This window comes from Ancylobacter mangrovi (assembly GCF_024752335.1).
Lineage (GTDB): Bacteria > Pseudomonadota > Alphaproteobacteria > Rhizobiales > Xanthobacteraceae > Ancylobacter > Ancylobacter mangrovi.
Genome location: NZ_JANTHY010000011.1, coordinates 96642 through 121904, shown reverse-complemented (window position 1 = coordinate 121904; position 25263 = coordinate 96642). Strand labels below are relative to the sequence as shown.

28 protein-coding genes are annotated in these 25263 nt (G+C 67.2%); 22 read left to right on the top strand and 6 right to left on the bottom strand.

All coding sequences use genetic code 11. From position 1 onward, the window contains the following. Positions 1 to 211 precede the first annotated feature (211 nt). From NVS83_RS21930 to NVS83_RS21905, 6 genes are all read left to right on the top strand, one after another. A complete protein-coding gene (locus tag NVS83_RS21930) occupies positions 212 to 1195 on the top strand; it encodes a Bug family tripartite tricarboxylate transporter substrate binding protein (RefSeq protein ID WP_258741280.1) in 984 nt (327 codons plus the stop codon). Between the two features lie 103 nt (positions 1196 to 1298). Next, positions 1299 to 1796: a tripartite tricarboxylate transporter TctB family protein gene (locus tag NVS83_RS21925; protein WP_258734386.1), complete on the top strand. Its 498-nt coding sequence runs from the start codon at positions 1299 to 1301 to the stop codon at positions 1794 to 1796. A gap of 7 nt (positions 1797 to 1803) precedes the next feature. Then, entirely contained in the window at positions 1804 to 3315 is a 1512-nt protein-coding gene (locus NVS83_RS21920; protein WP_258734385.1) for a tripartite tricarboxylate transporter permease, read from the top strand. A gap of 87 nt (positions 3316 to 3402) precedes the next feature. Further along, positions 3403 to 3699: a DUF6166 domain-containing protein gene (locus tag NVS83_RS21915; protein WP_258734384.1), complete on the top strand. Its 297-nt coding sequence runs from the start codon at positions 3403 to 3405 to the stop codon at positions 3697 to 3699. 19 nt (positions 3700 to 3718) lie between these two features. Further along, positions 3719 to 4516, top strand: coding sequence for an alpha/beta fold hydrolase (locus NVS83_RS21910; protein WP_258741279.1), 798 nt, complete (start codon positions 3719 to 3721; stop codon positions 4514 to 4516). A 70-nt stretch (positions 4517 to 4586) separates the two neighbouring features. Next, positions 4587 to 5315 carry a GntR family transcriptional regulator gene (locus tag NVS83_RS21905; RefSeq protein ID WP_258734382.1) on the top strand — a complete coding sequence of 243 codons (729 nt, stop codon included), beginning with the start codon at positions 4587 to 4589 and terminating at the stop codon, positions 5313 to 5315. 46 nt (positions 5316 to 5361) lie between these two features. Here the strand turns inward: NVS83_RS21905 and NVS83_RS21900 are convergent, their stop codons facing one another. Then, the gene (locus NVS83_RS21900; protein ID WP_258741277.1) at positions 5362 to 6471 is read right to left on the bottom strand and encodes a Zn-dependent alcohol dehydrogenase; all 1110 of its coding nucleotides are present in this window, start codon (positions 6469 to 6471) and stop codon (positions 5362 to 5364) included. A gap of 174 nt (positions 6472 to 6645) precedes the next feature. Here NVS83_RS21900 and NVS83_RS21895 point away from each other — a divergent pair, with 174 nt between their 5' ends. The 3 genes from NVS83_RS21895 (at position 6646) to NVS83_RS21885 (ending at position 8174) form a co-directional block, all read left to right on the top strand. Beyond that, positions 6646 to 7452 carry a sterol desaturase family protein gene (locus NVS83_RS21895; RefSeq protein WP_258741275.1) on the top strand — a complete coding sequence of 269 codons (807 nt, stop codon included), beginning with the start codon at positions 6646 to 6648 and terminating at the stop codon, positions 7450 to 7452. Positions 7453 to 7527: 75 nt separating this feature from the next. Continuing rightward, on the top strand, positions 7528 to 7935 hold the full coding sequence (locus NVS83_RS21890) for a hypothetical protein (protein WP_258741273.1): 408 nt from the start codon (positions 7528 to 7530) through the stop codon (positions 7933 to 7935). Positions 7936 to 7988: 53 nt separating this feature from the next. Then, a complete protein-coding gene (locus NVS83_RS21885; protein WP_258734378.1) occupies positions 7989 to 8174 on the top strand; it encodes a hypothetical protein in 186 nt (61 codons plus the stop codon). Between the two features lie 127 nt (positions 8175 to 8301). Here NVS83_RS21885 and NVS83_RS21880 read toward each other — a convergent pair whose 3' ends face one another. Together NVS83_RS21880 and NVS83_RS21875 are read right to left on the bottom strand one after the other, a co-directional pair. Then, positions 8302 to 9573, bottom strand: coding sequence for a TRAP transporter large permease (locus tag NVS83_RS21880; protein ID WP_258734377.1), 1272 nt, complete (start codon positions 9571 to 9573; stop codon positions 8302 to 8304). Next, positions 9573 to 10124 carry a TRAP transporter small permease gene (locus NVS83_RS21875; RefSeq protein ID WP_258734376.1) on the bottom strand — a complete coding sequence of 184 codons (552 nt, stop codon included), beginning with the start codon at positions 10122 to 10124 and terminating at the stop codon, positions 9573 to 9575. The genes NVS83_RS21880 and NVS83_RS21875 overlap by 1 nt, the downstream gene beginning before the upstream one ends. Positions 10125 to 10371: 247 nt before the next feature. Between NVS83_RS21875 and NVS83_RS21870 the strand changes: the two genes are divergently transcribed. From NVS83_RS21870 to NVS83_RS21860, 3 genes are read left to right on the top strand one after another with little or no spacing between them, the layout of a single operon-like run. Next, positions 10372 to 11148, top strand: a complete 777-nt coding sequence (locus NVS83_RS21870) for a GntR family transcriptional regulator (protein WP_258741272.1) — start codon at positions 10372 to 10374, stop codon at positions 11146 to 11148. Further along, positions 11141 to 12112 carry a TRAP transporter substrate-binding protein gene (locus tag NVS83_RS21865; protein ID WP_258741271.1) on the top strand — a complete coding sequence of 324 codons (972 nt, stop codon included), beginning with the start codon at positions 11141 to 11143 and terminating at the stop codon, positions 12110 to 12112. The genes NVS83_RS21870 and NVS83_RS21865 overlap by 8 nt, the downstream gene beginning before the upstream one ends. A 54-nt stretch (positions 12113 to 12166) precedes the next feature. After that, positions 12167 to 13327 (top strand): M24 family metallopeptidase, encoded by a 1161-nt coding sequence (locus NVS83_RS21860; protein ID WP_258741270.1) that lies wholly within the window; start codon positions 12167 to 12169, stop codon positions 13325 to 13327. 128 nt (positions 13328 to 13455) lie between these two features. Here NVS83_RS21860 and NVS83_RS21855 read toward each other — a convergent pair whose 3' ends face one another. The 3 genes from NVS83_RS21855 to NVS83_RS21845 all read right to left on the bottom strand — a co-directional run bounded on the left by NVS83_RS21855 (position 13456) and on the right by NVS83_RS21845 (position 15473). Further along, a complete protein-coding gene (locus tag NVS83_RS21855) occupies positions 13456 to 14367 on the bottom strand; it encodes an SMP-30/gluconolactonase/LRE family protein (RefSeq protein WP_258741414.1) in 912 nt (303 codons plus the stop codon). Positions 14368 to 14448: 81 nt separating this feature from the next. Continuing rightward, positions 14449 to 15225: a GntR family transcriptional regulator gene (locus NVS83_RS21850; protein ID WP_258741269.1), complete on the bottom strand. Its 777-nt coding sequence runs from the start codon at positions 15223 to 15225 to the stop codon at positions 14449 to 14451. 44 nt (positions 15226 to 15269) lie between these two features. Beyond that, positions 15270 to 15473 carry a hypothetical protein gene (locus NVS83_RS21845; protein ID WP_258741267.1) on the bottom strand — a complete coding sequence of 68 codons (204 nt, stop codon included), beginning with the start codon at positions 15471 to 15473 and terminating at the stop codon, positions 15270 to 15272. Between NVS83_RS21845 and NVS83_RS21840 the strand changes: the two genes are divergently transcribed. The 10 genes from NVS83_RS21840 to NVS83_RS21795 all read left to right on the top strand — a co-directional run bounded on the left by NVS83_RS21840 (position 15463) and on the right by NVS83_RS21795 (position 25244). Beyond that, positions 15463 to 16182 (top strand): ABC transporter permease, encoded by a 720-nt coding sequence (locus tag NVS83_RS21840; RefSeq protein ID WP_258741266.1) that lies wholly within the window; start codon positions 15463 to 15465, stop codon positions 16180 to 16182. The genes NVS83_RS21845 and NVS83_RS21840 overlap by 11 nt on opposite strands. Positions 16183 to 16187: 5 nt before the next feature. Beyond that, positions 16188 to 16949: an ABC transporter permease gene (locus NVS83_RS21835; protein WP_258734370.1), complete on the top strand. Its 762-nt coding sequence runs from the start codon at positions 16188 to 16190 to the stop codon at positions 16947 to 16949. An 8-nt stretch (positions 16950 to 16957) separates the two neighbouring features. After that, positions 16958 to 17764, top strand: a complete 807-nt coding sequence (locus NVS83_RS21830; RefSeq protein WP_258741265.1) for an ABC transporter ATP-binding protein — start codon at positions 16958 to 16960, stop codon at positions 17762 to 17764. Beyond that, positions 17761 to 18858, top strand: a complete 1098-nt coding sequence (locus NVS83_RS21825; RefSeq protein WP_258741264.1) for an Ldh family oxidoreductase — start codon at positions 17761 to 17763, stop codon at positions 18856 to 18858. The genes NVS83_RS21830 and NVS83_RS21825 overlap by 4 nt, the downstream gene beginning before the upstream one ends. 58 nt (positions 18859 to 18916) lie before the next feature. Then, positions 18917 to 19951, top strand: a complete 1035-nt coding sequence (locus tag NVS83_RS21820) for an ABC transporter substrate-binding protein (RefSeq protein ID WP_258734367.1) — start codon at positions 18917 to 18919, stop codon at positions 19949 to 19951. Positions 19952 to 20015: 64 nt separating this feature from the next. After that, positions 20016 to 21389 carry an acyclic terpene utilization AtuA family protein gene (locus tag NVS83_RS21815; RefSeq protein WP_258741263.1) on the top strand — a complete coding sequence of 458 codons (1374 nt, stop codon included), beginning with the start codon at positions 20016 to 20018 and terminating at the stop codon, positions 21387 to 21389. Positions 21390 to 21392: 3 nt separating this feature from the next. Further along, positions 21393 to 21704 (top strand): DUF4387 domain-containing protein, encoded by a 312-nt coding sequence (locus NVS83_RS21810; RefSeq protein WP_258741261.1) that lies wholly within the window; start codon positions 21393 to 21395, stop codon positions 21702 to 21704. Between the two features lie 110 nt (positions 21705 to 21814). Then, entirely contained in the window at positions 21815 to 22237 is a 423-nt protein-coding gene (locus NVS83_RS21805; RefSeq protein WP_258741260.1) for a cupin domain-containing protein, read from the top strand. Positions 22238 to 22240: 3 nt separating this feature from the next. Beyond that, positions 22241 to 23326, top strand: coding sequence for an Ldh family oxidoreductase (locus NVS83_RS21800; RefSeq protein WP_258741259.1), 1086 nt, complete (start codon positions 22241 to 22243; stop codon positions 23324 to 23326). A gap of 526 nt (positions 23327 to 23852) precedes the next feature. Next, positions 23853 to 25244, top strand: a complete 1392-nt coding sequence (locus NVS83_RS21795; RefSeq protein ID WP_309486238.1) for an FAD-dependent oxidoreductase — start codon at positions 23853 to 23855, stop codon at positions 25242 to 25244. Positions 25245 to 25263: the final 19 nt, after the last annotated feature.

The window sequence follows — 25263 nt, the reverse complement described above, 5'->3', positions numbered from 1 at the left end:
GACACGAGCCCCGCCTCGGTGTGTGCGGGCAGGGCATTTTCGGGGCGCGGATCGGCCCCTCCAGCTTGGCACGATAACGTCTTGTGCGCATTGTCCGCAACTAGGATATCTGAAATATATGAGTTGCACATCATGAAGCTTTGATCCAGTATCATTCCAAGGTGCGGGCTACACGCGCCACACGGAACACGCCCTAAATGGAGGAACACCCATGAAAAGAGCTGCCCTTGCCGGCGCAGCCCTGCTGCTGTCCACACTTGCCGCTTCGGCCTGGGAGCCGACCAAATCCGTCGAGATCATCGTCCCGTTCGGCCCCGGCGGCGCGTCCGACCAGATGGCGCGGACCATGCAGGCCATCATCCAGAAGCACGGCTTCTCGAAGGAGTCCTTCATTGTCGTCAACAAGCCGGCCGCCACGGGCGGCGAGGCGATGATGGAGATGAAGAAGTCGAAGGGTGATCCCCACAAGCTGATCACCACCTCCAGCACGATCTACATGACCCCGCTCGCCACCAAGATCCCGGTGAGTTGGCACGACTTCACGCCGGTCGCGATGGTGGCGCAGGACGAATTCGGCCTGTGGGTGAACGCGGAGTCGCCGATCAAGTCGGTGAGCGACCTCGCCAAGGCGGCCAAGGAGGCCCATCCGCCGCTCAAGGTGGGCGGCGGCGGCTCCAAGCGCGAGGACGAGCTCGTCAGCTTCGGCGTCTTCAGCGAGCTCGGCGCGCCGATCTCCTACATCCCCTACAAGAGCGGCGGCGAGGCCTCGACCCAGCTCGCGGGCAACCACATCGTGGTCGAGACCAACAACCCGTCCGAGGACGTCGCCAACTGGCGCGCCGGGCTCACCCGCCCGCTCTGCGTGCTGTCGCCCAAGCGCATCGCCTACACCGCCAAGGTGACCGGCGACATGGCGTGGAGCGACGTGCCGACCTGCAGCGAGCAGGGGCTGAAGTTCACCTACAACATGCTGCGCGGCCTGTTCCTGCCCAGCGGCGTGACGCCCGAGCAGCAGGCCTACTATGTCGACCTGATCGAGAAGGTCACCGCGACGCCCGAGTGGAAGGAATATCTCGAGCGCAACGCGCTGAAGGCCGATGTGCGCACCGGCAAGGATTATGTCGACTTCCTGAACGCCGACGAAGCCAAGCACAAGGACCTCATGGCCAAGGCCGGCTTCCTGCCGACCAACTGATCCCGGCCGCACTGCGGCCCGCGCCTCCGAGGCGCGGGCCGTCTCCTTGCCCCCTTTCATGACCGCGCCGGTGACGGCCCGGTCCATGCGCCTGGAGTGGCCCATGTCATCCTTTGAACCCTACGAGACCGAGTCCGGCCTCTCGCGCCGGGCGGTCGAATGCATCGTCGCCCTCCTTCTCTGCGCCGTCGCCATCGCCGTGCTGTGGGACAGCTACGGGCGCGGCGCCGGCTGGGACGGCGGGCCGCAGAGCGGCTTCTTCCCCGCCCGCATGGCCTGGCTCCTGCTCGCCGCTTCCGCGGTGGTGTTCTTCCAGGGGCTGCGCGCGGAACGCGGCATCCTCGTCACCTGGGGGCAGCTCCGGCAGGTGTCGATGGTCCTGCTGCCGCTCACCCTCTACGTGCTGGCGATCGGCTATCTCGGCATCTACGTGGCCTCGGTCTTCTTCCTGGCCGGCTTCATGATCGCCTTCGGCTCGTTCCGCTGGTGGACGATCCTCGCCGCCTCGGTGCTGATCCCGGTCATCACCTTCTGGGTGTTTGAGATGCAGTTCGAGGTTCCCCTTCCCAAGGGCCCGCTCGAAGCGATGCTCGGTTTCTGAGGGCGCCATGGAAAACATTGTCTATCTGCTCGACGGCTTCCAGGTCGCCCTGTCGCTCCACAACCTCCTGTTCATGCTGATCGGCGTGCTGCTCGGCATCGTGGTCGGCGTGCTGCCGGGCCTCGGCGGGCCCAACGGCGTGGCGATCCTGCTGCCGCTGACCTTCGGCATGGACCCGACCAGCGCCATCATCCTCCTGACCTCGATCTACTGGGGCGCGCTGTTCGGCGGGGCGATCACCGCCGTGCTGTTCAACATTCCCGGCGAGCCCTGGTCGGTCGCCACCACCTTCGACGGCTACCCGATGGCCCAGCAGGGCCGGGCCGGCGAGGCGCTGACCGCGGCCTTCACCGCTTCCTTCGTCGGCGCCATCTCCGGCGTGATGCTCATCACCTTCCTGGCGCCGCTGGTGGCGAAGTTCGCGCTGCGCTTCGGCCCGGCCGAATTCTTCGCGGTGTTCTTCCTGACCTTCTGCAGCTTCATCGGCATGGGCAAGGAGAACAAGGCGAAGATCATCGTCTCGCTCGCCTTCGGCTTCATCCTGGCCGGCGTCGGCATCGACACCATCTCCGGCGACATGCGCATGACCTTCGGCGTGACCGAGCTCATGAGCGGCGTCGACTTCCTGGTCGTCGTCATCGGCATGTTCGGCATCTCCGAGATCCTGCTGGCGCTCGAGGAGGGCATGAGCTTCCGGGGCAAGAACGCCAAGATCGACCCGATCGTGGTGCTGCGCACCTGGGCACAGATGCCGCGCTACATCTTCACCTTCATCCGCTCCTGCCTCGCCGGCATTTGGCTCGGCATCTCGCCGGGCGGCGCGGTGGCGGCCTCCTTCATGGGCTACGGCCTCGCCAAGCGCTTCTCCTCGCGCGGCGAGCGCTTCGGGCAGGGCGAGATCGAGGGCGTCATCGCCCCCGAGACCGCGGCCCATGCGGCCGGCACGGCGGCGCTGCTGCCCATGCTGGCGCTCGGCATCCCCGGCTCGGCCACGGCGGCGGTGCTGCTCGGCGGCCTGATGATCTGGGGCCTGCAGCCCGGCCCGCTGCTGTTCGTCGAGCAGCGCGACTTCGTGTGGGGCCTCATCGCCTCCATGTATCTCGGCAACATCGTCGGGCTGATCGTGGTGCTCTCCACCGTCCCGCTGTTTGCCGCCATCATGCGGATCCCGTTCGCGCTGATCGCGCCGGTGATCCTGATGATGTGCGCGATCGGCGCCTACACGGTGGCGAATGCCGAGTTCGACATCTGGCTGATGCTGATCTTCGGCGTGGTCGGCTACGCGTTCAAGAAGCTCGACTACCCGCTCGCGCCGATGGTCCTCGCCCTCGTGCTCGGCGATCGGGCGGAGGACGCGTTCCGCCAGGCGCTGATCGGCTCGGGCGGCGATCTCTCGGTGTTCTGGGAGAACGGCCTCGTGACCAGCCTGATGGTGATCGCCCTCGCGCTGCTGCTGTGGGGCCCGATCTCCGACGGCCTCAGCCGCCTGCGCTCGCGCCGGCCGGTGGCGGCCGAGTGAGACGCGCCAAGTGAGACAGGGGCGGCGCATGCCTTCCGGCCGCGCCCCCCTCCCAGCCATCCGTCACTGCGAAAGAAGAGCACGAACATGAAGAACTATCGTGGAGACCGAACCATCGACGGCGTCGCCGTCACGGTCGACGGCGCGCCGCTGCCGGAGCGCACCGACCTGCTCGAAATCAGCCGCGACGGCTTCGAGTGGAGCTATGAGGGCCACGCCCCCGCGCAGCTCGCCTTCGCCATGCTGGTCGACCATTTCGGCAATCCCACGCTGGCGAAGAGCCACTATGAGCGCTTCATGCGCGACGTGGTCGCGAATTTCGGCAATGAGTGGGAATACACCAGCGCCGACATCGACGCCGCGCTGGGCGCCGTCGCGGCCTGATCGCAAGGGCGTGACGGACGTGGATGGTCTTGAGGCTCACCTGCTCGACACGCCCGCGGGCCCGGTCGAGTGGTACGGCCGCGCGGCGGACGGGGGCAGGGCGGCGAACGCGGCGAATGCCGGCTCCATCGTTCTGGTGCACGGCATTCAGGGCACCGCGGCGAGCTGGGAGGCGGTGGCCGGCCGGCTCGACGCCCCGCGCGCGCTCATCATCCCCAATCTTCGCGGGCGCGGGCGCTCGCACCGCCCGGCGGGGCTCGACGGCTACACGCTGGCCGGCTTCTCCGACGACCTTGCCGCCATCCTCGCCATGGCTCCCAAGCCCGCCGTGCTGGTGGGGTGGAGCATGGGCGTGCTGGTGGTGATCGAGACGCTGAGGCGCCACGGCGCGCACGGGCTGGAGCGGCTCGTGCTCGCGAGCGGCACCGCCCGGCCGGGCGGCGAGGCGGTGTGGTTCCGCGCGCAGACGCCCGAGGCGCTGGTGGCGGAAGCCCAGGAGCGCGCGACCCGTCTCGCCTTGCGCGAATATGCCGACCCGCTCGCCGTCGCCGGGGCCTGGGCCTCGGTGCGCGGATGCGACCTGGAACCCGATCTTCCTCGCATCGGCCTGCCGACTCTGGTGCTTCACGGCGAGGCCGACGAGGAATGCCCCGCCAGCCACGGAAGGCGAATCGCTGCGCTCATCCCGGGCGCGCGCTACGAGGAATGGAGCGGCGCCGGCCACAATCTGATGGCCCAAGACCCGCACCGCTTCGCCCGCAGGATCCTGTGCTCATGTGCCGCGGAATCGTATAATACCATTGTCGGATTCCAGTGATATTCCAGTGGCATTGCAATAGTGCATCACTGTCGGCACTATCGCTGGCGCATGTTGTTCAGGAGTGCCCATGCCGAGTGCAGGCATCAAGCGGGTCAGCAAGTCCGACGCGCAGAAATCCTCGACTTCCCGCGGACGTCGGCCACGCGACAAGGATGACGAGGATCTCACCCTCACGGATCGCGCCTATCGCGAGCTCGAGGAACTGATCTCCACGCTGCAGCTTCCGCCGGGCACGGTGCTGGCAGAGCTGACGCTGGCGAACCGGCTCGGCATCGGCCGCACGCCGATACGCGAGGCGTTGCAGCGCCTCGCCCGGGACGGGCTCGTCATCGTGCTGCCGCGCCGCGGCATCCTGGTCTCCGAGATCAACCTGCGCACCCAGCTTCGCCTGCTCGAGACGCGGCGTGTACTGGAGCGCCTGATCGCGGAGCTGGCGGCCGAGCGCGCCAGCGAGGAGGAGCGCGCCGCCTTCGACGAGATCGCGCGCGGCATGCGCGAAGCGGCGGAGCGCTCCGACGGGATCGAGTTCATGCGGTACGACCGCGAGCTGAACACGCTGGCGGCCGAGGCGGCCCGCAACGAGTTCGCCGCCCGCTCGATGGGGCTGATGCACGCGCTCTCGCGCCGCTTCTGGTACCAGCACTACAAGCGCGTCGCCGACCTGCCGCTGGCGGCGAACCTCCACGCCGAGCTCGCCGCCGCCATCGCCCGCGGCGATCGTGCGGGGGCCGCGGCGGCCTCCGACCGGCTGATGGACTACATCGAATCCTTCGCCCGCAAGACGCTCGACGACTGAGCGTTGATGCCGGCGATGCGCGCGGCATCGCCGGCGTCGCCCGCCTTCAGAACATGATCACGCTGCGGATGGTCTCGCCGCGCTTCAGGGCGGTGAAGCCGGCATTGATCTCGTCGAGCGCGATGCGGCGGGAGATGAGCTCGTCGAGCTTCAGGCGCCCGTCGAGATAGGCCTGCGCGAGCAGGGGAAAGTCCCGCTGCGGCCGGGCGCCGCCATAGCTCGAGCGGCGGATGCGCTTCTCGCCCATCAGCGAGCCCCAGCGGAAGGCGACGTCCTTCTCGACGTCGATCTTGCCGAGCCAGATGATCTCGCCGCCCGGGCGCACCGCCTCGGCGCTGGTGCGGAAGACGCCCGCATTGCCGGCCGATTCGATCACCACGTCGGCGCCGCGCCCGTTGGTGAGCCGGCGCGCCACTTCGACCGGGTCCTCCTCGGCGGCGTTGACCCCGACATCGGCCCCCATCAGCGCGGCGAGCCGGAGCTTGTCGGCATTGAGGTCGACCGCGACCACCGTCCCCGCGCCGGCGAGCCGGGCGCCCTGCACCGCGGCAAGGCCGACCGCGCCGCAGCCCAGCACCATCACCGTGTCGCCGTCGCGGATCGAGGCAACGTTCATCGCCGCGCCGGCGCCGGTCATCACGCCGCAGCCGATCAGGCAGGCGCGGTCGAAGGGCAGATCCCTCGGCATCACGATCGCCTGCTGAGCCGGCACCATGCAGATCTCGCCGAACGCGCCAAGATACATGAGCTGGCGCAGGCTCCGCCCGTCTTGCAGCCGGGCGCGCGGCTCGCCGTCGAAGCCGAACGCCTGCGGGCCGTTGGCGAGATAGCCTTCGCACAGGATCGGCTGGCTGCGGTCGCAGTAGAAGCAACCGCCGCAATGCGGGTTCCACGACAGCACCACATGGTCGCCGCGCCGCACCCCCGACACATCCGATCCAACCTCCTCGACGATGCCCGCCGCCTCGTGGCCGAGCACGATCGGCATCGGAAATCTGAGGCCGCCCTCGATCACCTCGAGATCGGTGTGACACAGGCTCGCGGCCTTGATTCGCACCGACACGTCGCCGGGCTTCAGCGGTTCCGCGATCACCGTTTCGATCGCGAGCGGCGCGTGCGGCGCATGCAGCACGGCGGCCTGGTAACTCAACGGCACTCGTCTTCCTCCCCTGACGTGCCCCGCTCCCCGGTCCGCGTCGCGAACCGAGCGGCGACAGGCACTTGCCATCTGATGTAGCATTGATATATTAGTTGCATCTCAACAGAAGGCAAGCGCTCGACCGGCCTGCGCGAGCGAGCGCGATGTGAGGGAAGGCTTGAGGAGAACGACATGGAACTCGCTGTCAGCGCCATGACCGATCGCCAGCGCAAGTACCGCGCGACCTACAGGGAACGGGTCGCCGGCTGGTACAATGGCTGGCTGCACATCGCGGTGATCTACACGATCGGCTTCACCGCACTCTACGTCTACGTCTCGAACGTGCACGACGTGCGCTGGTGGGAATGGCTCACCGTCCCGGTGGTCTTCCTGTTCTGCAATTTCTTCGAATGGGCGATCCACCGCTTCGTGATGCACCGGCCCTCGCGCATCCCGCTGCTGCGCGCGGTCTACAACCGCCACACGCTGATGCACCACCAGTTCTTCACCGAGGAGGAGATGCGCTTCGCCGGCCATCACGACTGGCGCGTGACCTTCTTCCCGCCCTATGCGCTGGTGACCTTCACGCTGATGTCGATCCCAGGCGCGATCGCGCTGTCCTGGCTGATCTCGCCGAATGTCGGCTGGCTGTTCATCATCACCACGAGCTCGGTCTACCTGCTCTACGAATTCATGCACTTCACCACGCATATCGACGAGAACTGGTTCGTGCGGACGATGCCGTTCATCAACACGAACCGCCGCCACCATGCCGCGCACCACAACCAGTCGATCATGATGGAGAGGAACATGAACCTCACCTTCCCGATCATGGACTGGCTGTTCGGCACCTCCGACCTCAACCGCGGGTTCTTCGGCCATCTCTTCAACGGCTACGACACCCGCTACATCAAGCGCGACATGCGCAAGACCTCGCGCACGCCGAGGCCCGCCGCGCCGATGGGCGGCTCCTCTCCCGTCGTCGAACCGGCTGAATAGGCGTCCACCGGCCCGCCGCCGCGCGGGCCGGCCCGCCTCTCATCCTCGAAACGGCTCAATCGCGAAGAGGTCGCAATGGCTGCCATCGAACCCAATATCGTGCCGCTCGCCTGGTTCAGCCTGTTCTGGACGCTGTGCTGCATCGGGCTGCTCGTGCTCTCCGGCTCCTTCCCGCTGGGCGTCATGCTGGAGCGAGCGCGGATCCTCGGCCGGCCGGCCAGCGTCGCGCTGGCGCTCGTCAACGGCGCGCTCATGTGCGTGCTGGTCGGGGCCACCGTCTTCTACGGCTTCAGCGAGCTCAAGGTGACTTCGCTGATCATCGTCATGGGGCTCGCCTTCCTGTTCGCCCCGGCGACCTACGAGATCTGGCCCGAGCGCCTGCGCGACGGCCGGGCCGTGCTGGCCACCCTGCTGGTGGTGCAGGTCGCCACCATCGCCGCGCTGTACCATGTGGGCGCCGCGGTCTTCGCCCCTCTCGCCTGAGGAGGCCGACGTGACAACCCACGCCATCCTCGATCTTTCGTCCGGAGGTAACAATGCCCGCCGTCGTGAAGCTGACCATCTCGCTGATCGTGATTCTTGCCGCGGCTGCGGGCTATGCCCTGCAGGCCCATCTCGGGCAGGTCGGCCCGAAATACGCCGTGGTCCTGCTGGGGATCTTCATGGTCGTTGCCATGTGGCTGTTCCCCGAAGTGACGCGCGATGAAAAGCGCCACAGGTGACGCGGCCTGAGCCCAGGCACCGCGCAAACCCCCGACATCGCCACGCCGCCCGCGCGCTCCCGGTTCTCCGGCGAGCCGCGGGCGGCGCCCGTTTCGGGGCGGGGAGCGGGCTCCGGGTCGCGGGCGTCTACTTGATCAGGACGGCGGGCAGGAACAGCGAGATGCTCGGCATATAGGTGACGATCTGCAGGACGACGAACATGATGAGGATGAACCACCAATTGTACTTCATCACCTCGCCGACCCGGCAGCCGCTGACCGAGCACGCGGTGAGAAGCACCGACGCGACGGGAGGCGTCTGCTGGCCGATGGCGCCGTTCAGCGCGAGGATCACCCCGAAATGGATCGGGTCGTAGCCCATCTGGGTGACCAGCGGCAGCGTCAGCGGCACGGTGAGCACCATCGCCGCCGAGCCGTGCATGATGACGCCGAGCGCGATCAGCAGCATGTTGATGATGAACATCACCACATAACGGTTGTCCGAGATGCCGAGCACGTCCCCGGCAATCTGCTGGGGGATGCCCGCATTGGTCAGGTACCAGCCGAAGGCGAAGGACGCCGCCACCATCAGCATGACGAGGCTGGTGCGCACCGAGGCCGCCAGGAACAGGGCGGGAAGCTGCGCCAGCGTGATCTTGCGGGTGATGAACAGCCCGATCAGCAGGGCGGCCAGCACCGCCATCGCCGCCGCCTCGGTCGGCGTGAAGACGCCTGAGAGAATGCCGCCGAGAATGATGACCGGCAGCGTCAGCCCCCAGAAGGCGCGGCGGAAAGCGCGCCCGACGCGGGCAAGCTGGAAGGCGCCCTCGGTCGGCCAGTCGTAGCGCAGCGCGAAGGCGTAGCAAGTCGCCGCCAGCATCGCGCTGAGCAGCAGGCCGGGTACGACGCCGGCGATGAACAGCTTGGCGACCGACACCTCGGCCAGCGCGCCATAGATGATGAAGGCGAGGCTCGGCGGGATGATGATGGCGATCGAGGCCGAGGACGAGGTGATGGCGGCCGCGAAGGCGCGCGGATAGCCGCGCCGCTCCATCTGCGGGATGAGGATGGTGCCTTGCGCGGCGACGTCGGCCACCGCCGAGCCCGATATCTCGGCGAACAGCATCGAGGCGCCGACATTCACCATGGCGAGCCCGCCGCGGATCGAGCCGACGATGCTCGAGGCGAGCTCGATCAGGTCCTCGGCGATGCCGGAACGGTTCATGAGTTCGCCGGCGATCATGAACAGCGGCATGGCGATGAAGACGAAGTTCTCCATCCCCGAGAACATCTGCAGCGGGATGACGGCGTAGGGGACGGAGGTGGTCGACAGCGCGATCAGCGTGACGACGCCCATCGCGACGGCGACGGGAAGCCCGGTGAGGATGACGCCGACAAGCCCGAGAAATACGCCCGCCATCAGTCGACTCCGCCAAAGCGCGGCTTGTCGAGGCCGCGCAGCATCCGCACCGCGTTGTTGAGGCACACCAGCGCCGCGAAGCCGCAGCCGATCGGCGCCGCCCAGTAGAACAGGCCGCGCGGCAGCTCGATGGTCGCGAGCGTCATGCCCATGCCGATCTCGGCGAAGCGGATCGAGACCCAGCCGACGATCGCAAAGAAGGTGGTGCTGACGAGGTGGAGGGCCGCGTCGGCGAGACGCTGGCCGTGCGGCGGCAGGCGCTCGACGAGGGCGCCGACGCCGATGTGCTGGCGGTCGTGGAAGCCGATGCCGACGGCGATGAACATCATCACCGCCAGCAGCAGCGAGGACACCTCGTCGGTCCACCCCAGCGAACTGTTCAGCACGAAGCGGAAGAACACGCCGAGGATCATCGAGATGGTGATGAAGAACGCGATCGCGATGACGACTCCGCGCGCGACGAACACCAGAGCCCGGACCACGGCGTCGAGCAGGTCGAGTGCGGTCGACACGATGGCGGGAGCGGCCATGGAGCTCACCTGCACCGTCATGCCCGGCGCTCGCGGGAGGTCGTCGCCGGGGAGGGGCAGCGCGAGTGCCGGGTGCCGCTCGCCGATGGCCGCTGCTGGAAATATAATGCAATCATGCCAGGCTCGCCTTGATGGGAGGGCGCGATAGTTGGACCAAGAGTAGAAAAATGACTGATAAATCAAAAGTCTGAATTTTAAACGGCCGTGCTCAAAAAATGCTCATTCCGGCATATTGCGCCGAATTGAATTATATAAGAGGATTTTTGCCATGAGCGACGACGACATCCCGCAGCATTTGGAGGCCGGCCAGAGCCCGGTCGCCGGTCTGTCTCCGCCGACCGCCGGGCGGCGCAAGCGGTCGCAGTCGCTGCACAAGGCGCTGGTCGAGCGCATACGCATCCTGATCACGGAAGGGGATCTGGCGGCCGGCGCGCGCATCTCCGAGGTCGATCTGTGCGAGCGCTTCGGCGTCAGCCGCACCCCGCTCAGGGAGGCGCTGAAGGTGCTCTCCTCGGAGGGGCTGGTGGAGATCCAGCCGAACCGCGGCGCCCGCGTCGCTGCGCCGACGCTGGAGGATCTGCGCGGGCTGTTCGGTGTCATGGGCGTGCTGGAGGGCTATTCGGGCGAGCTGGCGGCGACCCGCATGACCGACGGCGACATCGCCCGCATCGAGGACCTGCAGGCGCAGATGATCGAGGCGTTCCGCGCCGGCGACCGCCACACTTATTTCTACATCAACCAGGCCATCCACGACGCCATTCTGGCGGCTGCCGGCAACGAGGCGCTGACCCTCGCCCATCGCGGCGTGTCGGGCCGCATCCTTGCCTCACGCTTCAATTCGCATGTCTCGCTGGACCGCTGGGCGGCCGCCGTGCGCGAGCACGACACGATGCTCTGCCTTCTGCAGATGCGCCGGCCGATCGAGCTCGGGCAGATCATGCGCGCGCACATCATGAACAAGTTCGAGTCCATCGAACGCGACCTGAAACAGGTGGAGGAAACCTCCCACGCGCCGCGCCATCCTGGGGAACTGATCCATGAATAAAGCCGTCCTGAAAGCCGCAGCCATCGCACTGACCATCGGGATGGCCTCCGCGGCACATGCCCAGACCAAGATCAAGGCAGGCATCGAATCCTCGCCGGGATCGCTGATCTACGACGTCATGGTCTTCTTCAAGAAGGACCTGGAGGCGCGCCTGCCGGGCGAGGTCGAGGTCGAGATCGTGCCGGGCGGGCAGCTCGGCAAGGATGTCGACGTGATGAACGGGCTGAAGCTCGGCACGCATCAGATGACGATCGCCTGCTCGCCGGTGCAGTCGGTCGAGCCGACGCTCGGCATCTTCGAGGCGCCGTTCCTCATCACCACGCGCGACGAGGCCAAGACGATCGTGTTCGGCCCGATCGGCGACAAGATCATGGCCAACCTCACCGCCAAGGGCATCGTCGGGCTGAGCCTGACCGAGCTCGGCTTCCGCCAGATCACCAACAATGTGCGGCCGATCAAGACGCCCGAGGACCTGAAGGGGCTGCGCATCCGCATCCCGAACACGCCGTTCCGCAAGACCATCTTCGAGGCGCTCGGCGCCAATCCGACGCCGATCGCCTTCGGCGAGACCTATGCCGCCCTGCGCCAGGGCGTGGTGGACGGGGAGGAGAACCCGCTGCCGTCGATCTACGGCGCCAAGTTCAACGAGGTGCAGAAGTACATCACCATCGCGAACTACCTGTTCACGCCCTGCACCATGATGGCGAGCCCGACCTATTTCGACGCCTGGCCGAAGAAGGTGCAGGACGCGGTGAAGGCCTCGGCGAAGGCGGCGGCGGAATACTCCTTCACCCGCGGTGCCGAGCTCGACGAGAAGTACGTCGTCGAGATGAAGAAGACCTCCGAGGTAGGCGAGATCGACGCGGCGAGCTTCACGCCGGTCATGCGCCCGCTCTGGGACGAGATCGGCAAGAAGGTCGGTCCCGACCTCATGCAGGAAGTCATCACCACCGTTTCGAAGTGAGCGCGGATCCGCCGCGAGCTCTGTCCCCTCCCGTCCCGAGCTGGAACAACGACCGTGTCACGTAAACCCATCCTGTTCAGCGAAACCCGCCTGCGCGCCGCCATGGAAAAGGAAGGTGTCGACCTCCTCATCGTCCGAGGCAACGAGAACTCGAAATACCTGTCCGAGTTCTTCAACAATGGCGGGCATCTGACCTACCGGCCGTTCACGGTCTTCTATTTCCGCGACCCGGCCCTCGCCCCGGCCTTCATCGTGCCGGCGGTCGACCTGCACCTCGCCATGGACTCGACCTGGATCGAGGACGTGCGCGCCTATGCGATGGCGGAATTCTTCACCGACATCGACACGCACTTCTACGACGACTTCTTCCAGGCGGCGCGCGCCGTGCTGGACGACCGGAAGGTGAAGAACTTCGTGATCGGCACGGAGGGCGACAGCCTTCCCTCCGGCTACCGCACCAAGCTCGACGACCTGCTCGAGGGCAACAAGGTCGTGGACTTCAGCGGGCCGCTGGAAATCGTCCGCATGGTCAAGTCGCCGGAGGAAATCCGGCGGCTGAAGAAGGCGACCGACATCACCATCGAGGCCCATGCCGCCTTTCGCGAGGCGATCAAGGTCGGCGCCACCGACCGCGACCTGTTCGAGGTGATCGTCAAGAAGATGATCGACGAGGGGTCGGACGGCTACCGCTTCATCAATATCGGTTGCGGGCCGAAGACCTCCTATGCCGCCCACGCGCCTTTCCCGGTCGGGCACACCATCGCCCGGGGCGACTTCGTGAAGGTCGACATGGGCGCGACCTGCCTCGGCTATTCGGCCGACTTCGTCCGCTCCTACTTCGTCGGCGAGACCTCCCAGCGCCATCAGGACATCTGGAAGTGGCTCAACGAGGTGCAGATGGAGCTCGGCATGAGCATGCGCCCGGGCATGACCGGGGGCGAGGTGTTCGACAAGGGCTACGCGATGATCTCCAAGTACCTGGAGAAGTTCCCGCGCGAGTTCCTCGGCCACGGGATCGGCGTCGGCGCGCATGAGCAGCCCCGCCTGAACCAGGTCAACCGCTCGGTCATCGAGCCGGATTCGATCATCTGCATCGAGTACAGCTACTACCACGCGGGCTGCCGGCACCACACCGAGGAGACCTTCCACGTCAAGGAGAACTCGGTCGAGTGCTGGACCGAGCGCTGCCCGCGCGAACTGATTGTGGTGGCCTAGGCGCCGGCATCGTCAGCCAAACCCCGCCGCGCGATCGCGGCGGGCCCCCGCTCGCTGCCGGCGCCATCGCCCGGCAAACGGCCGAATGAGGTGGCGCAGCGACGGGGCCGGAAACCGGCCCCATCCTGTCACATGTGCGAATAGAGCTTGCGCCCGGGCTGGGGGACGTCGGCCTGCAGGATGGTGCCGCTCTCCGATTCGGTGATGAAGAGCGTCTTGCCGTCCGGCCCGCCGAAGGCGACGTTGGTGGTCGCCAGCTCCTCGCAGGAGGCGACGCGGGCGACGGGCTCGCCGAGCCGGTCGAACAGCCAGATCACGCCGAGGCCGACATGGGCGATGGCGAGCCCGCCCGTGTCGTCGAGCGCCATGCCGTCCGGCCCGCCGCCGCCCGACAGGGTGATGTAGGCGCCGACCTTGGTCGTGGTGCCGTCCGCGTGCAGCGGCAGGCGCCAGATCTGGTTGGCGCGCGTCACCGCCAGAAAGAGCGATTTCTCATCGCGCGACAGCACGAGCCCGTTCGGGCTCGGCACGTTGTCGATCAGGCAGTCGACCGTGCCGTCGGCGCGCAGCCGGAACACGCGCCCGCTGGGGTCCTGGAGCCCGGTCTGCCCCTGGTCGGTGAAGTAGAGGTCGCCATTGCTGGCGAAGGTGAGGTCGTTGGTGCCCTTGAAGCCCTCGCGCCGCACCGTCTCGAGCACCGGCGTGACGGCCCCGCTCGCCGGGTCGACGGACATGATGCCGCGCAGGTGGTCGGCGACGAAGATGCGCCCGTCCTTGTGGATGGCGAGGCCGTTGGGCCAGCCGTCATATTCGGCGACGACGCTCCACTCGCCGGCAGGCGAGACGCGCAGGATGCGGCCAAAGGGGATGTCGACGAGGAACAGATTGCCCGCGCGGTCGAAGGCCGGGCCTTCGAGGAAGGAATGCAGGTTGTCGTTCCCCTTGCCGAAGGACCAGGCGGAAGGCTTCCCCGTCAGGCGCAGGCTGTCCGGCAGCCGGGCGAAAACACGGGTCTCGATGCGTTGCGGCGGGTGAAACAGCAATTCCGGCGTTCCTTCGTTTACATGCGTGCCGACGGCGCCACAGGCGCGCGCGCCACGTCCTCCCCTTGGTATTGGCCGTCACTTCGGCGGGTGCGGCGGCGGCCGGCCGAGCACGTAGTCCGTGCTGACGTCGCCCACGAACAGCGAGCGCCCGCACTGAACCACCGCGCCTGAGCTGGCGTAGTGCGAGTTCTTTCGCACCAGCAGCGGTGACCCTTCCGAAACATTGAGCAGCGAGGCCACCGATCCCTGGGCCAGCTCCGCGGTGACGGAGACCACGATGGTCGGGATGCTCTCGCCGATGATGTCGCCGACGAAGCTCTGCGCCGACCGGCTGGCCAGCATCTCGCCGGTGACGCGCTCGCCGATCTCGCGCGGCATGTAGCGCACCTCGAGGCAGACCGGGCGCCCGTCGATGACGCGCACCCGCTTCAGCTTGAAGGCCAGCGTGTGCGGTTCGAGGCCGAGCGTTTCCGCGAAGGGCTGGGGCGGAATCATGAGCTCGAGGGTGGGCGAGCGGTAGGTCACGATGCGGCCGCTCTGCGCGACCTGCTCCTCGAACGACATCGAGAAGCGTGAATCGATCGGCGAGCGGACCGTGGTGCGCTCGGCCACGAAGCTGCCGCGGCCGACATGGCGGACGATCAGGCCCTCGAATTCGAGCTTGGCCAGCGCCTGGCGCACGGTCGAGCGGGTGGTCTTGTACTCGCGGGCGAGTTCGGCCTCCGACCAGACGCGATCGCCCGCCGCCATGGTGCCGTCGGCGATCGCGGCGCGGATGCGCTCCTGGATCCGGACGTAGAGCGGCGTGAAACGGTCGGCCGAGGTGGTGCGGCTAGGAATGAGGGTTGACACGCTGCTCGCATCGCTGGTTAAGTTGACTAGACATCTACACAAGTCTACTCGAAAAAAGGCTGCGCTTTCAAGCGGCCAAGAGCGGCAAAAGCCGCCGAGCGGAGGAAACCCCAGTGAGGAAAGGCCTTGAGCATCCAAGCCCTTGAGGACCGCCGGAACGGCGCCGGGCCGTCCGGCTCGTCGTCGTTCAACGTGATTGCGGCAGGCATTCTGGCTGGCAGGCGGTGGCTGTCGGTCGTGTCGGTCATCGTCGTTCTCGCCCTGTGGCAGTGGGGCTCGAGCCACGTCTCCGGCATGTTGCTGCCCTCGCCGGTCGAGGTGATCGGCAAGTTCCTGGACCCGTCCTGGCTGGCGCGGCTGATGTCGGCGCTCGGCCAGTCGCTGGTCCAGCTCGCCCTCGGCTTCGGCCTCACGCTGGTCCTCGCCGTGCCGCTCGGCATCGTGATCGGGCGCTCGAAGCTGATGCGCCAGATGTTCGAGCCGCTCATCACCGCCATCTATGCCATTCCGCCGGTCGCCTTCGTGCCCTTCCTGGTGGTCTGGTTCGGGCTGTTCCTCGAAGCGCGCGTCGCGCTCGTCTTCCTGATGAGCTTCTTCGACGTGCTGATCGTGATGATCGCCGGCGCCCGCGACGTGCGCCGCTCGCTGATCGATGTCGGCCGCTCCTTCGGCGCCCGCAACGGCCAGCGGCTGCGGCTGATCGTGCTGCCGGCGCTGATGCCGTTCTTCGTCGCTGCGCTGCGCGTCGGCTCGGCGCGGGCGATCAACGGCATGATCACCGCCGAACTGCTGTTCGCCGCGGTCAATCTCGGCGGGCTGATGAAGCGCTCGACCCAGCAGTTCGATACCGCAGCGCTGCTCTCCGTGGTGCTGCTGATCTGCCTGCTCGGGCTGGTGGCGCAGTCGCTGATCGCGATGTTCGAGCGCCGCATCCTGCACTGGCATGTGAGGAAGTGACCATCATGGAAAAGCTTCGCTCGATCATGCTCGCCTGCGTCGGCTTCGCCCTGTTCCTGGGGCTGTGGGAGATCGGCGGCCGAATTCTCGGCTCGGCCCTTCTCGCCCCGCCCTCGGCGGTCGCGGTGGACTATGTCGACCTGCTGCGCCAGGGCGACATGCTGCGCGAGCTCGCCGGCTCGCTGCGACAGATGGCGGTCGGCTTCCTCGCCGCCTGCATCGTCGGCATGCCGCTCGGCGTCGCCATGGGGCGCTCGGACGTCGCGGACGCGATCTTCCGGCCGTGGGTCAGCATGTTCGTCGTGACCTCGACCGCGGCGCTGATCCCGCTGTTCATCCTCACCATCGGCACCGGGTTCATGCTGCGGGTCACGATCGTGTTCCTCGCCAGCGTCTGGTACATCGTGCTCACCGCCTATAACGGCGCGCGCGGGGTCAGCCCGATGCAGGTCGCGGTCGCGCGCTCCTTCGGCGCCGGCACGCTGCAGATCTTCTGGAAGGTGACGCTTCCGGCCATCTATCCCTTCCTCATCACCGGGGCCCGCATCGGGCTCGTGCACGCCATCCGGGCGATGGTGCTGGCCGAGATGTTCGTCATCATCGGCTATGGCGGGCTCATCCACCGCTCCGGCCTGCTGGTCGACACCGGGCCGGTGCTCGGCCTCCTCATCACACTGATGATCGTCAGCCTGTTCTTCAACTGGCTCCTGGGCGAAGCGGGCCGGCGGCTCGCCCCCTGGTACGAACAACAACGGGTGACCCTATGAGCCTCGCAATGTCCGAATTCGAAACGCGGCCCGCCGGGACCGGCGCGCCCGACAAGCTCGAGATCCGCAACGTCACCAAGTACTACCACGGCCGGGGTAACAGCCTGCCGGTGCTGGAGAACTTCTCGCTGGCGGTGAAGGACCTCGAATTCCTCGTCCTCCTCGGTCCCTCGGGCTGCGGCAAGTCCACGCTGCTGCGCATCATCGACGGCATCGAGACCTGCGACAGCGGGCAGGTGGTGCTCGACGGCAAGAACGTCACCAACACCACGGGCGACGGCCGGGGCATGGTGTTCCAGAGCTTCGAGCTGTTCCCCTGGCGCAAGGTGATCGACAACGTGGCCTTCGGCCTCGAGGTCACGGGCGTGGGCAAGGCCGAGCGGCTCGATATCGCGCGCGAATACGTCAACCTCGTCGGCCTTTCGGCCTTCGAGCACTCCTATCCGCACGAGCTGTCCGGCGGCATGCAGCAGCGCGTCGGCATCGCCCGCGCGCTCGCCATCAAGCCGCAGGTGCTGCTGATGGACGAGCCCTATGGCGCGCTCGACGTGCAGACGCGCGACCTGCTGCAGGACGAGCTGCTCTCCATCTGGGAGCGCCAGCGCAAGACGGTGATCTTCGTCACCCACTCGATCGAGGAGGCGCTCTATCTCGCCGACCGCATCGTGGTGATGTCGCCGCGCCCGGGCCGCATCGAGCAGATCATCGACGTTCCGTTCGGCCGCCCGCGGCGCGACGCGCTCAAGAGCGACCCGGAGTTCCTCGCCCTGCGCCGCGAGATCTGGCAGATCCTCAAGAAGGGAGCGCGGGTATGAGCGCGGTTGACGTCGACGGCCGCGTCCATGTGGAAGCGGGCCGCCTGCGCGAGTTCGTTGCCGGCCTGTTCGCCGCCACCGGCCTTCCGCCGGCCGATGCGGCGACCGTCGCCGAGTGCCTGGTGCGCGCCAATCTGCGCGGTACCGACACGCATGGCGTGTTCCGCGCGCCGACCTATCTCAAGCGCCTGCGCGAAGGGCTGAACAACCGCGCACCCAACATCGCGGTCCGCAAGGTCGCGGACGCCGCCTCCCATGTCGATGGCGACAACGGCATGGGCGCGGTGGTCGGGCGCCGGGCGATGGGCGAGGCGATCGAGCTGGCCCGCCGGCACGGCACCGGCCTCGTCTCGGTGTGCAATTCCAACCATTACGGCATGGCGGCCTTCTACGTGCTGCAGGCGATGGAAGCCGGAATGATCGGCATCGCCTTCACCAACGCCTCGCCGGCCTTCCCGCCCTGGGGCGGGCGCGCGCCCTTCTTCGGCACCAGCCCGATGGCGTTCGCGGTGCCGGCCGGGCGCGAGCCCTCCTTCGTGCTCGACATGGCGATGAGCGTGCTGGCGCGCGGCAACGTCTATGTCGCCGCGCAGGCCGGCACGTCGATCCCGCCCGGCCTCGCCCTCGATTCCGAAGGCCGGCCGACCACCGATCCCAAGGCGCTGATCGATGGCGGCTCGATGCTGCCATTCGGCGGCGTCAAGGGCGCCGCGCTGTCGATGCTGATGGACATACTGAGTGGCGTCCTTTCCGGCGCGGCCTTCGGCGGCGAGGTCGGCAACCCGCATCAGAGCTTCGACCGGCCGCAGAATGTCGGCCATTTCTTCCTGTGCCTGCGTACCGACCTGTTCATGCCGGAGGAGATGTTCCTCGCCCGCATGGACGAGCTCGTCGTGCGCATGAAGGCGCAGCCCCGGGCGGCTGGCGTCGAGGAAATCCTGGTGCCGGGCGAGCGTGAGGCACGGCGGGAGAAGGAGCGCCTGCGCACCGGCATCCCGCTGGCTGCCGACGTGCACGCCGCGCTGGACGCGGAGGCGGCGCGCTGCGGCCTCGCCCCGCTCGAGATCCTCGCCGCGCCGGTCGCCATCGACTGAGCGCCGCCGCGGCGAGCGGACGACACGAAGAATCAACGACAAAAGGGAGGAACTACCAATGAACCTGACACGCAGAAGGCTGCTTCAGAGTGCGGCCGGCGCCGGCGCGGCCGGCCTCGTCCTCTCCGGCGGAGGCGGCGCGCTCGCCGCGGAGAAGGAACGGCTGAGCATCGTCATCCAGGGCTTCAGCCTGGCGATCCACATTCCCGAGGTCATCGCCCTGCGCGAGGGACTGGCGGAACTCGGCTACCCCGAACCGAAGATCGACCGCATCGAATCCATGCAGGTCATCACCCAGTCGATCGTCGCCGGCTCCGCCAATGCGGGCGACTCCGACGTCGTCACCGCGATGCTGGCGAACAGCCTCGGCGCCGATGTCCGCCTGACCGGGCTCGTCTACAACAGCACGAGCCAGGTTTTCGTCGTCAACGCCGACATGATCAAGTCCTATGACGACTTCAAGAACACCAGCAACGCCATCGCGCTGAACTCGCGCGGCGACTTCATCTACGTGTTGCTGAGCGGCGTGCTGAACCAGCACGGCATCAATATCGACGACACCACCATCGTGGAAATGGGCGGCTCGGGCTCGCGCATGCGCGCGTTGCTGAGCGGGCGCGTCGCCGCGGTGCCGGTGCACTTCGACCAGGCAGCCACGATCGTGAAGCAGGGCAACTACAAGGTGCTGATCGAGCCGTGGAAGGCCTACAAGCACTGGTACTCGGAAGCCTGGCTGGTGCCCGGCAAGTGGGTCGACGACAAGGAGAATTTCCGCGCCATCGTCGACCTCAACAAGGCCACCATCCAGTCGTTCCGGCGGGCCAACAAGGACTACGAGTACTTCGCGGCGGGCTTCCGCAAATACGCCACCGTCGCCAAGGCCTCGGAGGCGACCGACGAGGAGCTGAAGCCCGTGTGGGAAAAGCTCTCCAAGGACATCAACGCCTGGCCGAACGACGGCGAGTTCAAGCGCGAATATTTCGAGGAGCTGATCCCCGTCTACGAGAAGGCCGGCGCCATCAAGGGCAAGCCCGACCTCAACCGCTTCATCGACACCCGCTTCGTCGATCAGGCGCTGCAGGAACTCGGCTGACGCCGGGCCGGCGCGGCGCCCCGTCGCGCCGGCACATTCGGGTTGGAGACGGTTGAGGTGAGAGATGACTGAAGTAAGAGTTTTGTCGGCGTCCGGCCAGATCGGTTCGGGCTTCCTTGAATCCTCGTTCGCGCGCGGCATTTCGCTCGAGCCGCACGTCATCGCCTGCGATGGCGGCTCAACCGATGCCGGCCCCGCGCATCTGGGCAGCGGCAAGCCGCATTTCTCGCGCGAGGGCACCAAGCGCGACCTGCGCCTGATGCTGCTCGGCCGCGCCAAGGTCGGCGCGCCGCTGATCGTCGGCTCCTGCGGCTTCGGCGGCGGCGACGCCGGCGTCGACTGGATGCGCGACATCGCGCTGGAGATCGCCCGCGAGGAGGGGCTGAAGTTCAACCTCGCCCTCGTGCGCTCGGAGCAGGACAAGGCCTATCTGAAGCGCCGCCTGCACGAGGGGCGCATCACCGCGCTCAACCCCGCCCCGCCGATCAATGACGAGGTGATCGACCGCAGCTCGCATATCGTCGGCATGATGGGCCACGAGCCGATCGCCGACGCAATCGAAAAGGGCGCCGACGTGGTGCTCGCGGGCCGCGCTTCCGACACCTCGTTGTTCGCGACCGTGCCGCTGATGAAGGGGGCCAATGCCGGCGCCGCCTGGCACGCCGCCAAGATCCTCGAATGCGGCACCGCCTGCGTGGTGCAGCGCAAGCGCCCGGACAGCCTGATGGCCTGGGTGCGCGACGATCATTTCGACATCGAGCCAATGGACTTCGACGTCCGCTGCAGCCCCCAGAGCGTCGCCTCGCACACGCTCTACGAGAACGCCGACCCGTTCCTCATCACCGAGCCGAGCGGCACTATCGACACACTCGACGCCCAGTACGAGGCGCTGAACGACCGCGCCGTGCGCGTGCGCGGCTCGACCTTCCGCCCGTCCGGCCGTCTCACCATCAAGCTCGAAGGCTCCGAACTCGCCGGCTACCAGGCGCTGATCATCGGCGGCGTGCGCGAGCCCTTCATCCTGCGCCAGCTCGATTCCTGGCTGGAGGGCATGCAGGACAAGTTCTTCGCCCGCGTGCAGGAGATGTTCCAGGGCCGGCTCGGGCGCGAGGACTACGACATCCATGTCCGCGTCTACGGCCGCGACGGCGTGATGGGCTCGCTGGAGCCGCTCGCCGACCAGATCGGCCACGAGGTCGGGCTGGTCTTCACCATCACCACCGCCGACGAGGCGATCACCGATTCGATCGCCAAGACCTTCGCCCATTTCGCGGTCCACTACCCGATCCCGGAATGGCGCGGGCTCATCACCGGCATCGCCTACCCGATGGCGCCGACCCATGTGAACCGCGGGGCGGTGTACCGCTTCAACCTCAACCACATCGTCGAGCCGGACCATCCGCTGGAGATGTTCCGCACCGAATTCCTGGAGGTCTGAGCGATGGCGAAACTGGGTGATCTGGCGCGTCTGATCCGGTCGAAGAATGCCGGCCCGTTCACGCTGACCTTCGACGTGATGTTCGAGACCGACGACGTCTACCGCAAGGTCTGCGCCTCCAAGGTGCTGACCAAGGCGAGCTTCGCCTCGATCTACCGCGTGCCGGAGGAGGACGTGACCTTCTTCGAGCACGACGCGGCGCGGGCGATCAAGATCTCGATCCCGCGGCCGGCGATCCAGGGCTCGCGCGACTGCGGCGACATCTATGGCGGCCAGCAGCACGGCCCGCTGGTAGAGCTCGAAATCCCGGACTGACGGCGCCTCGCAGAACCGCTCCACGTGAAATGCCGGTCCGGCCCGCAACGGCCGGGCCGGCGGGTGGTGAGCACGGCCGCCGGCACCACCGAGCCCAAGGAAACTGTCAGATGAACGACACGCCGCGCGCGACGGCCGCGATCCTGCGGCCGGGCGAGATCACGCCGCATGACCGCGGCAACGGAGCGCGCACCATTCCGCTGGTGACGCGCGCCTCGGGCTCGACCAGCCTGCTCAACGGTATCACCGAGTTCGAGCCCGGCGCGGCGATCGCGCTCCACACCCACAATTGCGAGGAGAGCGTGATGGTGCTGGAGGGCGAGGCGATCGTCGAGATCGACGGCACCGCCCACCGCATGGGCGCGGGCGACACCACCTGGGTGCCCGCCAACCTGCCGCACCGCTTCATCAACACCTCGGGCACGCAGCGGATGCGGATCTTCTGGACCTACGCCTCGGTCGAGGCCACCCGCACCATCGTCGCCACCGGCGACACGCGGTCCATCGATTCCGAGCGCGGCGGAAGGAATTGAGCCATGCCGTCTCCTGATGCCGCCACGCGCGCCCCGGACGGGCTGGTCCCGGTCGCCGACGGGCCGCTTCGCGATTTCGCCGGCGCCGTCTTCACCGCCTGTGGCATGCCCGAAGAGGATGCGCGGCTGGTGGCCGACACGCTGGTGCAGGCCGACCTGTGGGGGCACCAGTCCCACGGGGTGATGCGCCTGCCCTGGTATGCGGCGCGGCTGCGCGCGGGCGTCGTCGCGCCGGCAGCGGCACCCGAGCGCGTGGTCGACGCCGGCGCGATCTGCGTCGTCGACGGCCATGACGGCATGGGCCAGGTGCTGACCGCCCGCGCCATGGAGGAGACGATCGCGCGCGCACGGGCGCATGGGGTGGGCGTCGCGGCTCTGCGCAACTCCAACCATTTCGGCACGGCGATGTATTTCACGCTGATGGCCGCGCGCGCCGGTTGCGTCGGCTTCCTGTCGACCAATGCCAGCCCGGCCATGGCGCCATGGGGCGGGCGGGCCAAGAGTGTGGGCACCAATCCATGGTCCTGGGCGGCGCCAGCCGGCCGGCACGCGCCGATGGTGCTCGACATCGCCAACACCGCCGTCGCGCGCGGCAAGATCTACCTCGCGCAGCAGAAGAAGCTCGCCATACCGGAAGGCTGGGCGATCGACGCGGCGGGCGAGCCGACCACCGACGCCGCCGCGGCGCTGGCCGGCAACATCCTCCCGATGGCGCAGCACAAGGGCTACGCCATCGCGGTGATGATGGACATGCTTTCCGGCGTGCTCAGCGGCAGCGGCTTCGGCAAGGCGGTGAGCGGGCCCTACCAGTTCGAGCGTCCCGGCCGCACCGGCCATTTCATGATCGCCTTCGACATCGCCGCCTTCCAGCCGCTGGTCGAGTTCGGCGCGCGCATGGAGGCGCTGATCGCGGAGCTGAAGCAGGTGCCGCTGGCCAAGGGTTTCGACGAGATCGTCTATCCGGGCGAGATCGAGGCCCGCAACGACACCCGCCACCGGGCCGAAGGCCTGATGCTCCCGGCCGACACCGTCGCCGACCTGGTGCGGCTGGCGGACGAGACGGGATGTCGTTCGTCCTGCCCGTTCTGACGGGGCAGGAACGGCGATTTTGAGACGTGGCGGGTGCGGCGTGGGGCAGAACGGCGCCTCGCCGCCGTCGATCGAGCTTGCCCCGCGCCGCTGACGTCTTCAAGGCGGCCCAAGGGGATGTATCGGCGGCGGCGATCCCAACGAGCTCGCGTCTGACTACAGAGCCGTCCTGACTTTCCGGCCATTGTGGAATTGACGAAAGCGAAGCAGAAGTCGGCCGAATCTATCAAGTTTGATCGAAGCATCATCGCGGATTTAATCCGCATAATTAGACTAAATTACATCAAGTCGCCGTATATATACTATCTTCTGCCGAAAATAATCTCGGCCAGAACGTAGCGACGATGTTCTCCCGTCCACAATCGATCCCGTCTCCCCAACCGCCCGCAAGTCGTTGAGCTACGACGAGCCGACGCTGAACGGCCCGGCGCTTGACGGCCGTCTCATTTTCATGAACCATATATGAACTGATGTTTCATATATAAAACAAGCCCTGCCAAGGGCGACCGTTAGGGAGACGCGAAGCATGAACGCCCCTGTGCTCGACAAGGTCATTAAGGAGCCCGCACGCGAGACGCCGGTCCTCATGGAGGCCGACATCGTCGTCGTGGGCGGTGGCACCACGGGGCCGATCGCGGCGATCGCCGCCGCGCGCCGGGGCAAGAGCGTGGTCCTGATCGAGCGTTTCGGTTCGCTGGGCGGAAACCTCACGCTCGGCCTCAACACCAAGCCGTCGGGCGCGCTGGTCGGCGGGTTGCCGCTGGAGATCTGGAATCTCGCCCGCTCGGTCGGCGGGGCCGGCGAGGACTACATGGCGGTGTCGAAGTCGGGCGGCGTCAAGATCGCCTCGCCCTGCGACCCCGAGATCATGAAGATGCTGCTTACCCGCCTGTGCGCCGAGGCGGGCGTGCAGATCCTGTTCGAGACCTTCGTGTCCAGCCCCGTGGTCGAGCAGGGCGAGGTGAGGGGCGTCGTCGTCGAGAGCAAGAGCGGCCGGCAGTTCGTCGGCTGCAAGGTGCTGATCGACTGTTCGGCCGATGGCGACATGGCCGCCAAGGCGGACGTGCCCTTCGTGATGGGTGCGGGCGACGCGACCACGACGATGCAGCCGGTCTCGATGTACTTCACCATGGCGAATGTCGACATCAAGCGGCTGGCCGACTGGGCGCGCCAGACCGACGACGTGCCGGCGCGTGCGATCCCCGAGAAGGACGAGGACCTGGCCTATGGCCTGTGGCTGACCGGCTTCAACGGGTCGCTGCGCAAGTTCCAGCAGGAAACCGGCATCAAGCTCCAGCGCGAGAACATCACGCTCAAGACCGCCGACGGTCAGCTCTATGTCAACGCCACGCGCGTGCTCGGCGTCGACGTGTTCTCGCCGAAGGAGTTCTCCGACGCCGTGCTGGAGTGCTACCGCCAGGTCGACGCCTATGCGCGCTTCCTCAAGGAACGCATTCCCGGCTTCGAGAACGCCAAGATCGCGCAGATCTCCCCGGTGCTGGGCGTGCGCGAGACGCGCCACGTCATCGGCGAATACACGCTCACCGAGCATGACGTGCTCGACGGACCGTATTTCGAGGACAGCATCGCGGCCGACGCCTCCGCCCTCGACATCCACGACCCGAAGGGCGCCGATGTCGATTTCCGCGGCATGCGTCCTTACGAGATTCCCTATCGCTGCCTCGTTCCCAAGGGCGTGGAGCAGCTTCTCATCGCCGGGCGCTGCATCTCCGCCGATCACGGCGCGCATGCGCGCTCGCGCAACATGCCGGCCTGCATGGCGACCGGACAGGCGGCCGGCATCGCGGCCGCGGTCGCGGTGGAGGACGGCATTCGCGTGAGGGACGTGCCGGTGCCGAAGGTGCAGGAGATCCTGCGCGATCTCGGCATGCCGATCCACGGCAACCAGATCAACTGAGGTGCCGGGCGGCCGGGCG

Coding starts and splice junctions, on each gene's coding strand:
- NVS83_RS21830 (WP_258741265.1), top strand. CDS start 16,958: ATGTCCGAATTCGAAACGCGGCCCGCCGGGACCGGCGCGCCCGACAAG.
- NVS83_RS21890 (WP_258741273.1), top strand. CDS start 7,528: ATGGCTGCCATCGAACCCAATATCGTGCCGCTCGCCTGGTTCAGCCTG.
- NVS83_RS21795 (WP_309486238.1), top strand. CDS start 23,853: ATGAACGCCCCTGTGCTCGACAAGGTCATTAAGGAGCCCGCACGCGAG.
- NVS83_RS21815 (WP_258741263.1), top strand. CDS start 20,016: ATGACTGAAGTAAGAGTTTTGTCGGCGTCCGGCCAGATCGGTTCGGGC.
- NVS83_RS21835 (WP_258734370.1), top strand. CDS start 16,188: ATGGAAAAGCTTCGCTCGATCATGCTCGCCTGCGTCGGCTTCGCCCTG.
- NVS83_RS21930 (WP_258741280.1), top strand. CDS start 212: ATGAAAAGAGCTGCCCTTGCCGGCGCAGCCCTGCTGCTGTCCACACTT.
- NVS83_RS21880 (WP_258734377.1), bottom strand. CDS start 9,573: ATGGCGGGCGTATTTCTCGGGCTTGTCGGCGTCATCCTCACCGGGCTT.
- NVS83_RS21915 (WP_258734384.1), top strand. CDS start 3,403: ATGAAGAACTATCGTGGAGACCGAACCATCGACGGCGTCGCCGTCACG.
- NVS83_RS21845 (WP_258741267.1), bottom strand. CDS start 15,473: ATGACCGACACGACCGACAGCCACCGCCTGCCAGCCAGAATGCCTGCC.
- NVS83_RS21820 (WP_258734367.1), top strand. CDS start 18,917: ATGAACCTGACACGCAGAAGGCTGCTTCAGAGTGCGGCCGGCGCCGGC.
- NVS83_RS21925 (WP_258734386.1), top strand. CDS start 1,299: ATGTCATCCTTTGAACCCTACGAGACCGAGTCCGGCCTCTCGCGCCGG.
- NVS83_RS21875 (WP_258734376.1), bottom strand. CDS start 10,124: ATGACGGTGCAGGTGAGCTCCATGGCCGCTCCCGCCATCGTGTCGACC.
- NVS83_RS21865 (WP_258741271.1), top strand. CDS start 11,141: ATGAATAAAGCCGTCCTGAAAGCCGCAGCCATCGCACTGACCATCGGG.
- NVS83_RS21825 (WP_258741264.1), top strand. CDS start 17,761: ATGAGCGCGGTTGACGTCGACGGCCGCGTCCATGTGGAAGCGGGCCGC.
- NVS83_RS21810 (WP_258741261.1), top strand. CDS start 21,393: ATGGCGAAACTGGGTGATCTGGCGCGTCTGATCCGGTCGAAGAATGCC.
- NVS83_RS21885 (WP_258734378.1), top strand. CDS start 7,989: ATGCCCGCCGTCGTGAAGCTGACCATCTCGCTGATCGTGATTCTTGCC.
- NVS83_RS21920 (WP_258734385.1), top strand. CDS start 1,804: ATGGAAAACATTGTCTATCTGCTCGACGGCTTCCAGGTCGCCCTGTCG.
- NVS83_RS21870 (WP_258741272.1), top strand. CDS start 10,372: ATGAGCGACGACGACATCCCGCAGCATTTGGAGGCCGGCCAGAGCCCG.
- NVS83_RS21905 (WP_258734382.1), top strand. CDS start 4,587: ATGCCGAGTGCAGGCATCAAGCGGGTCAGCAAGTCCGACGCGCAGAAA.
- NVS83_RS21895 (WP_258741275.1), top strand. CDS start 6,646: ATGGAACTCGCTGTCAGCGCCATGACCGATCGCCAGCGCAAGTACCGC.
- NVS83_RS21805 (WP_258741260.1), top strand. CDS start 21,815: ATGAACGACACGCCGCGCGCGACGGCCGCGATCCTGCGGCCGGGCGAG.
- NVS83_RS21800 (WP_258741259.1), top strand. CDS start 22,241: ATGCCGTCTCCTGATGCCGCCACGCGCGCCCCGGACGGGCTGGTCCCG.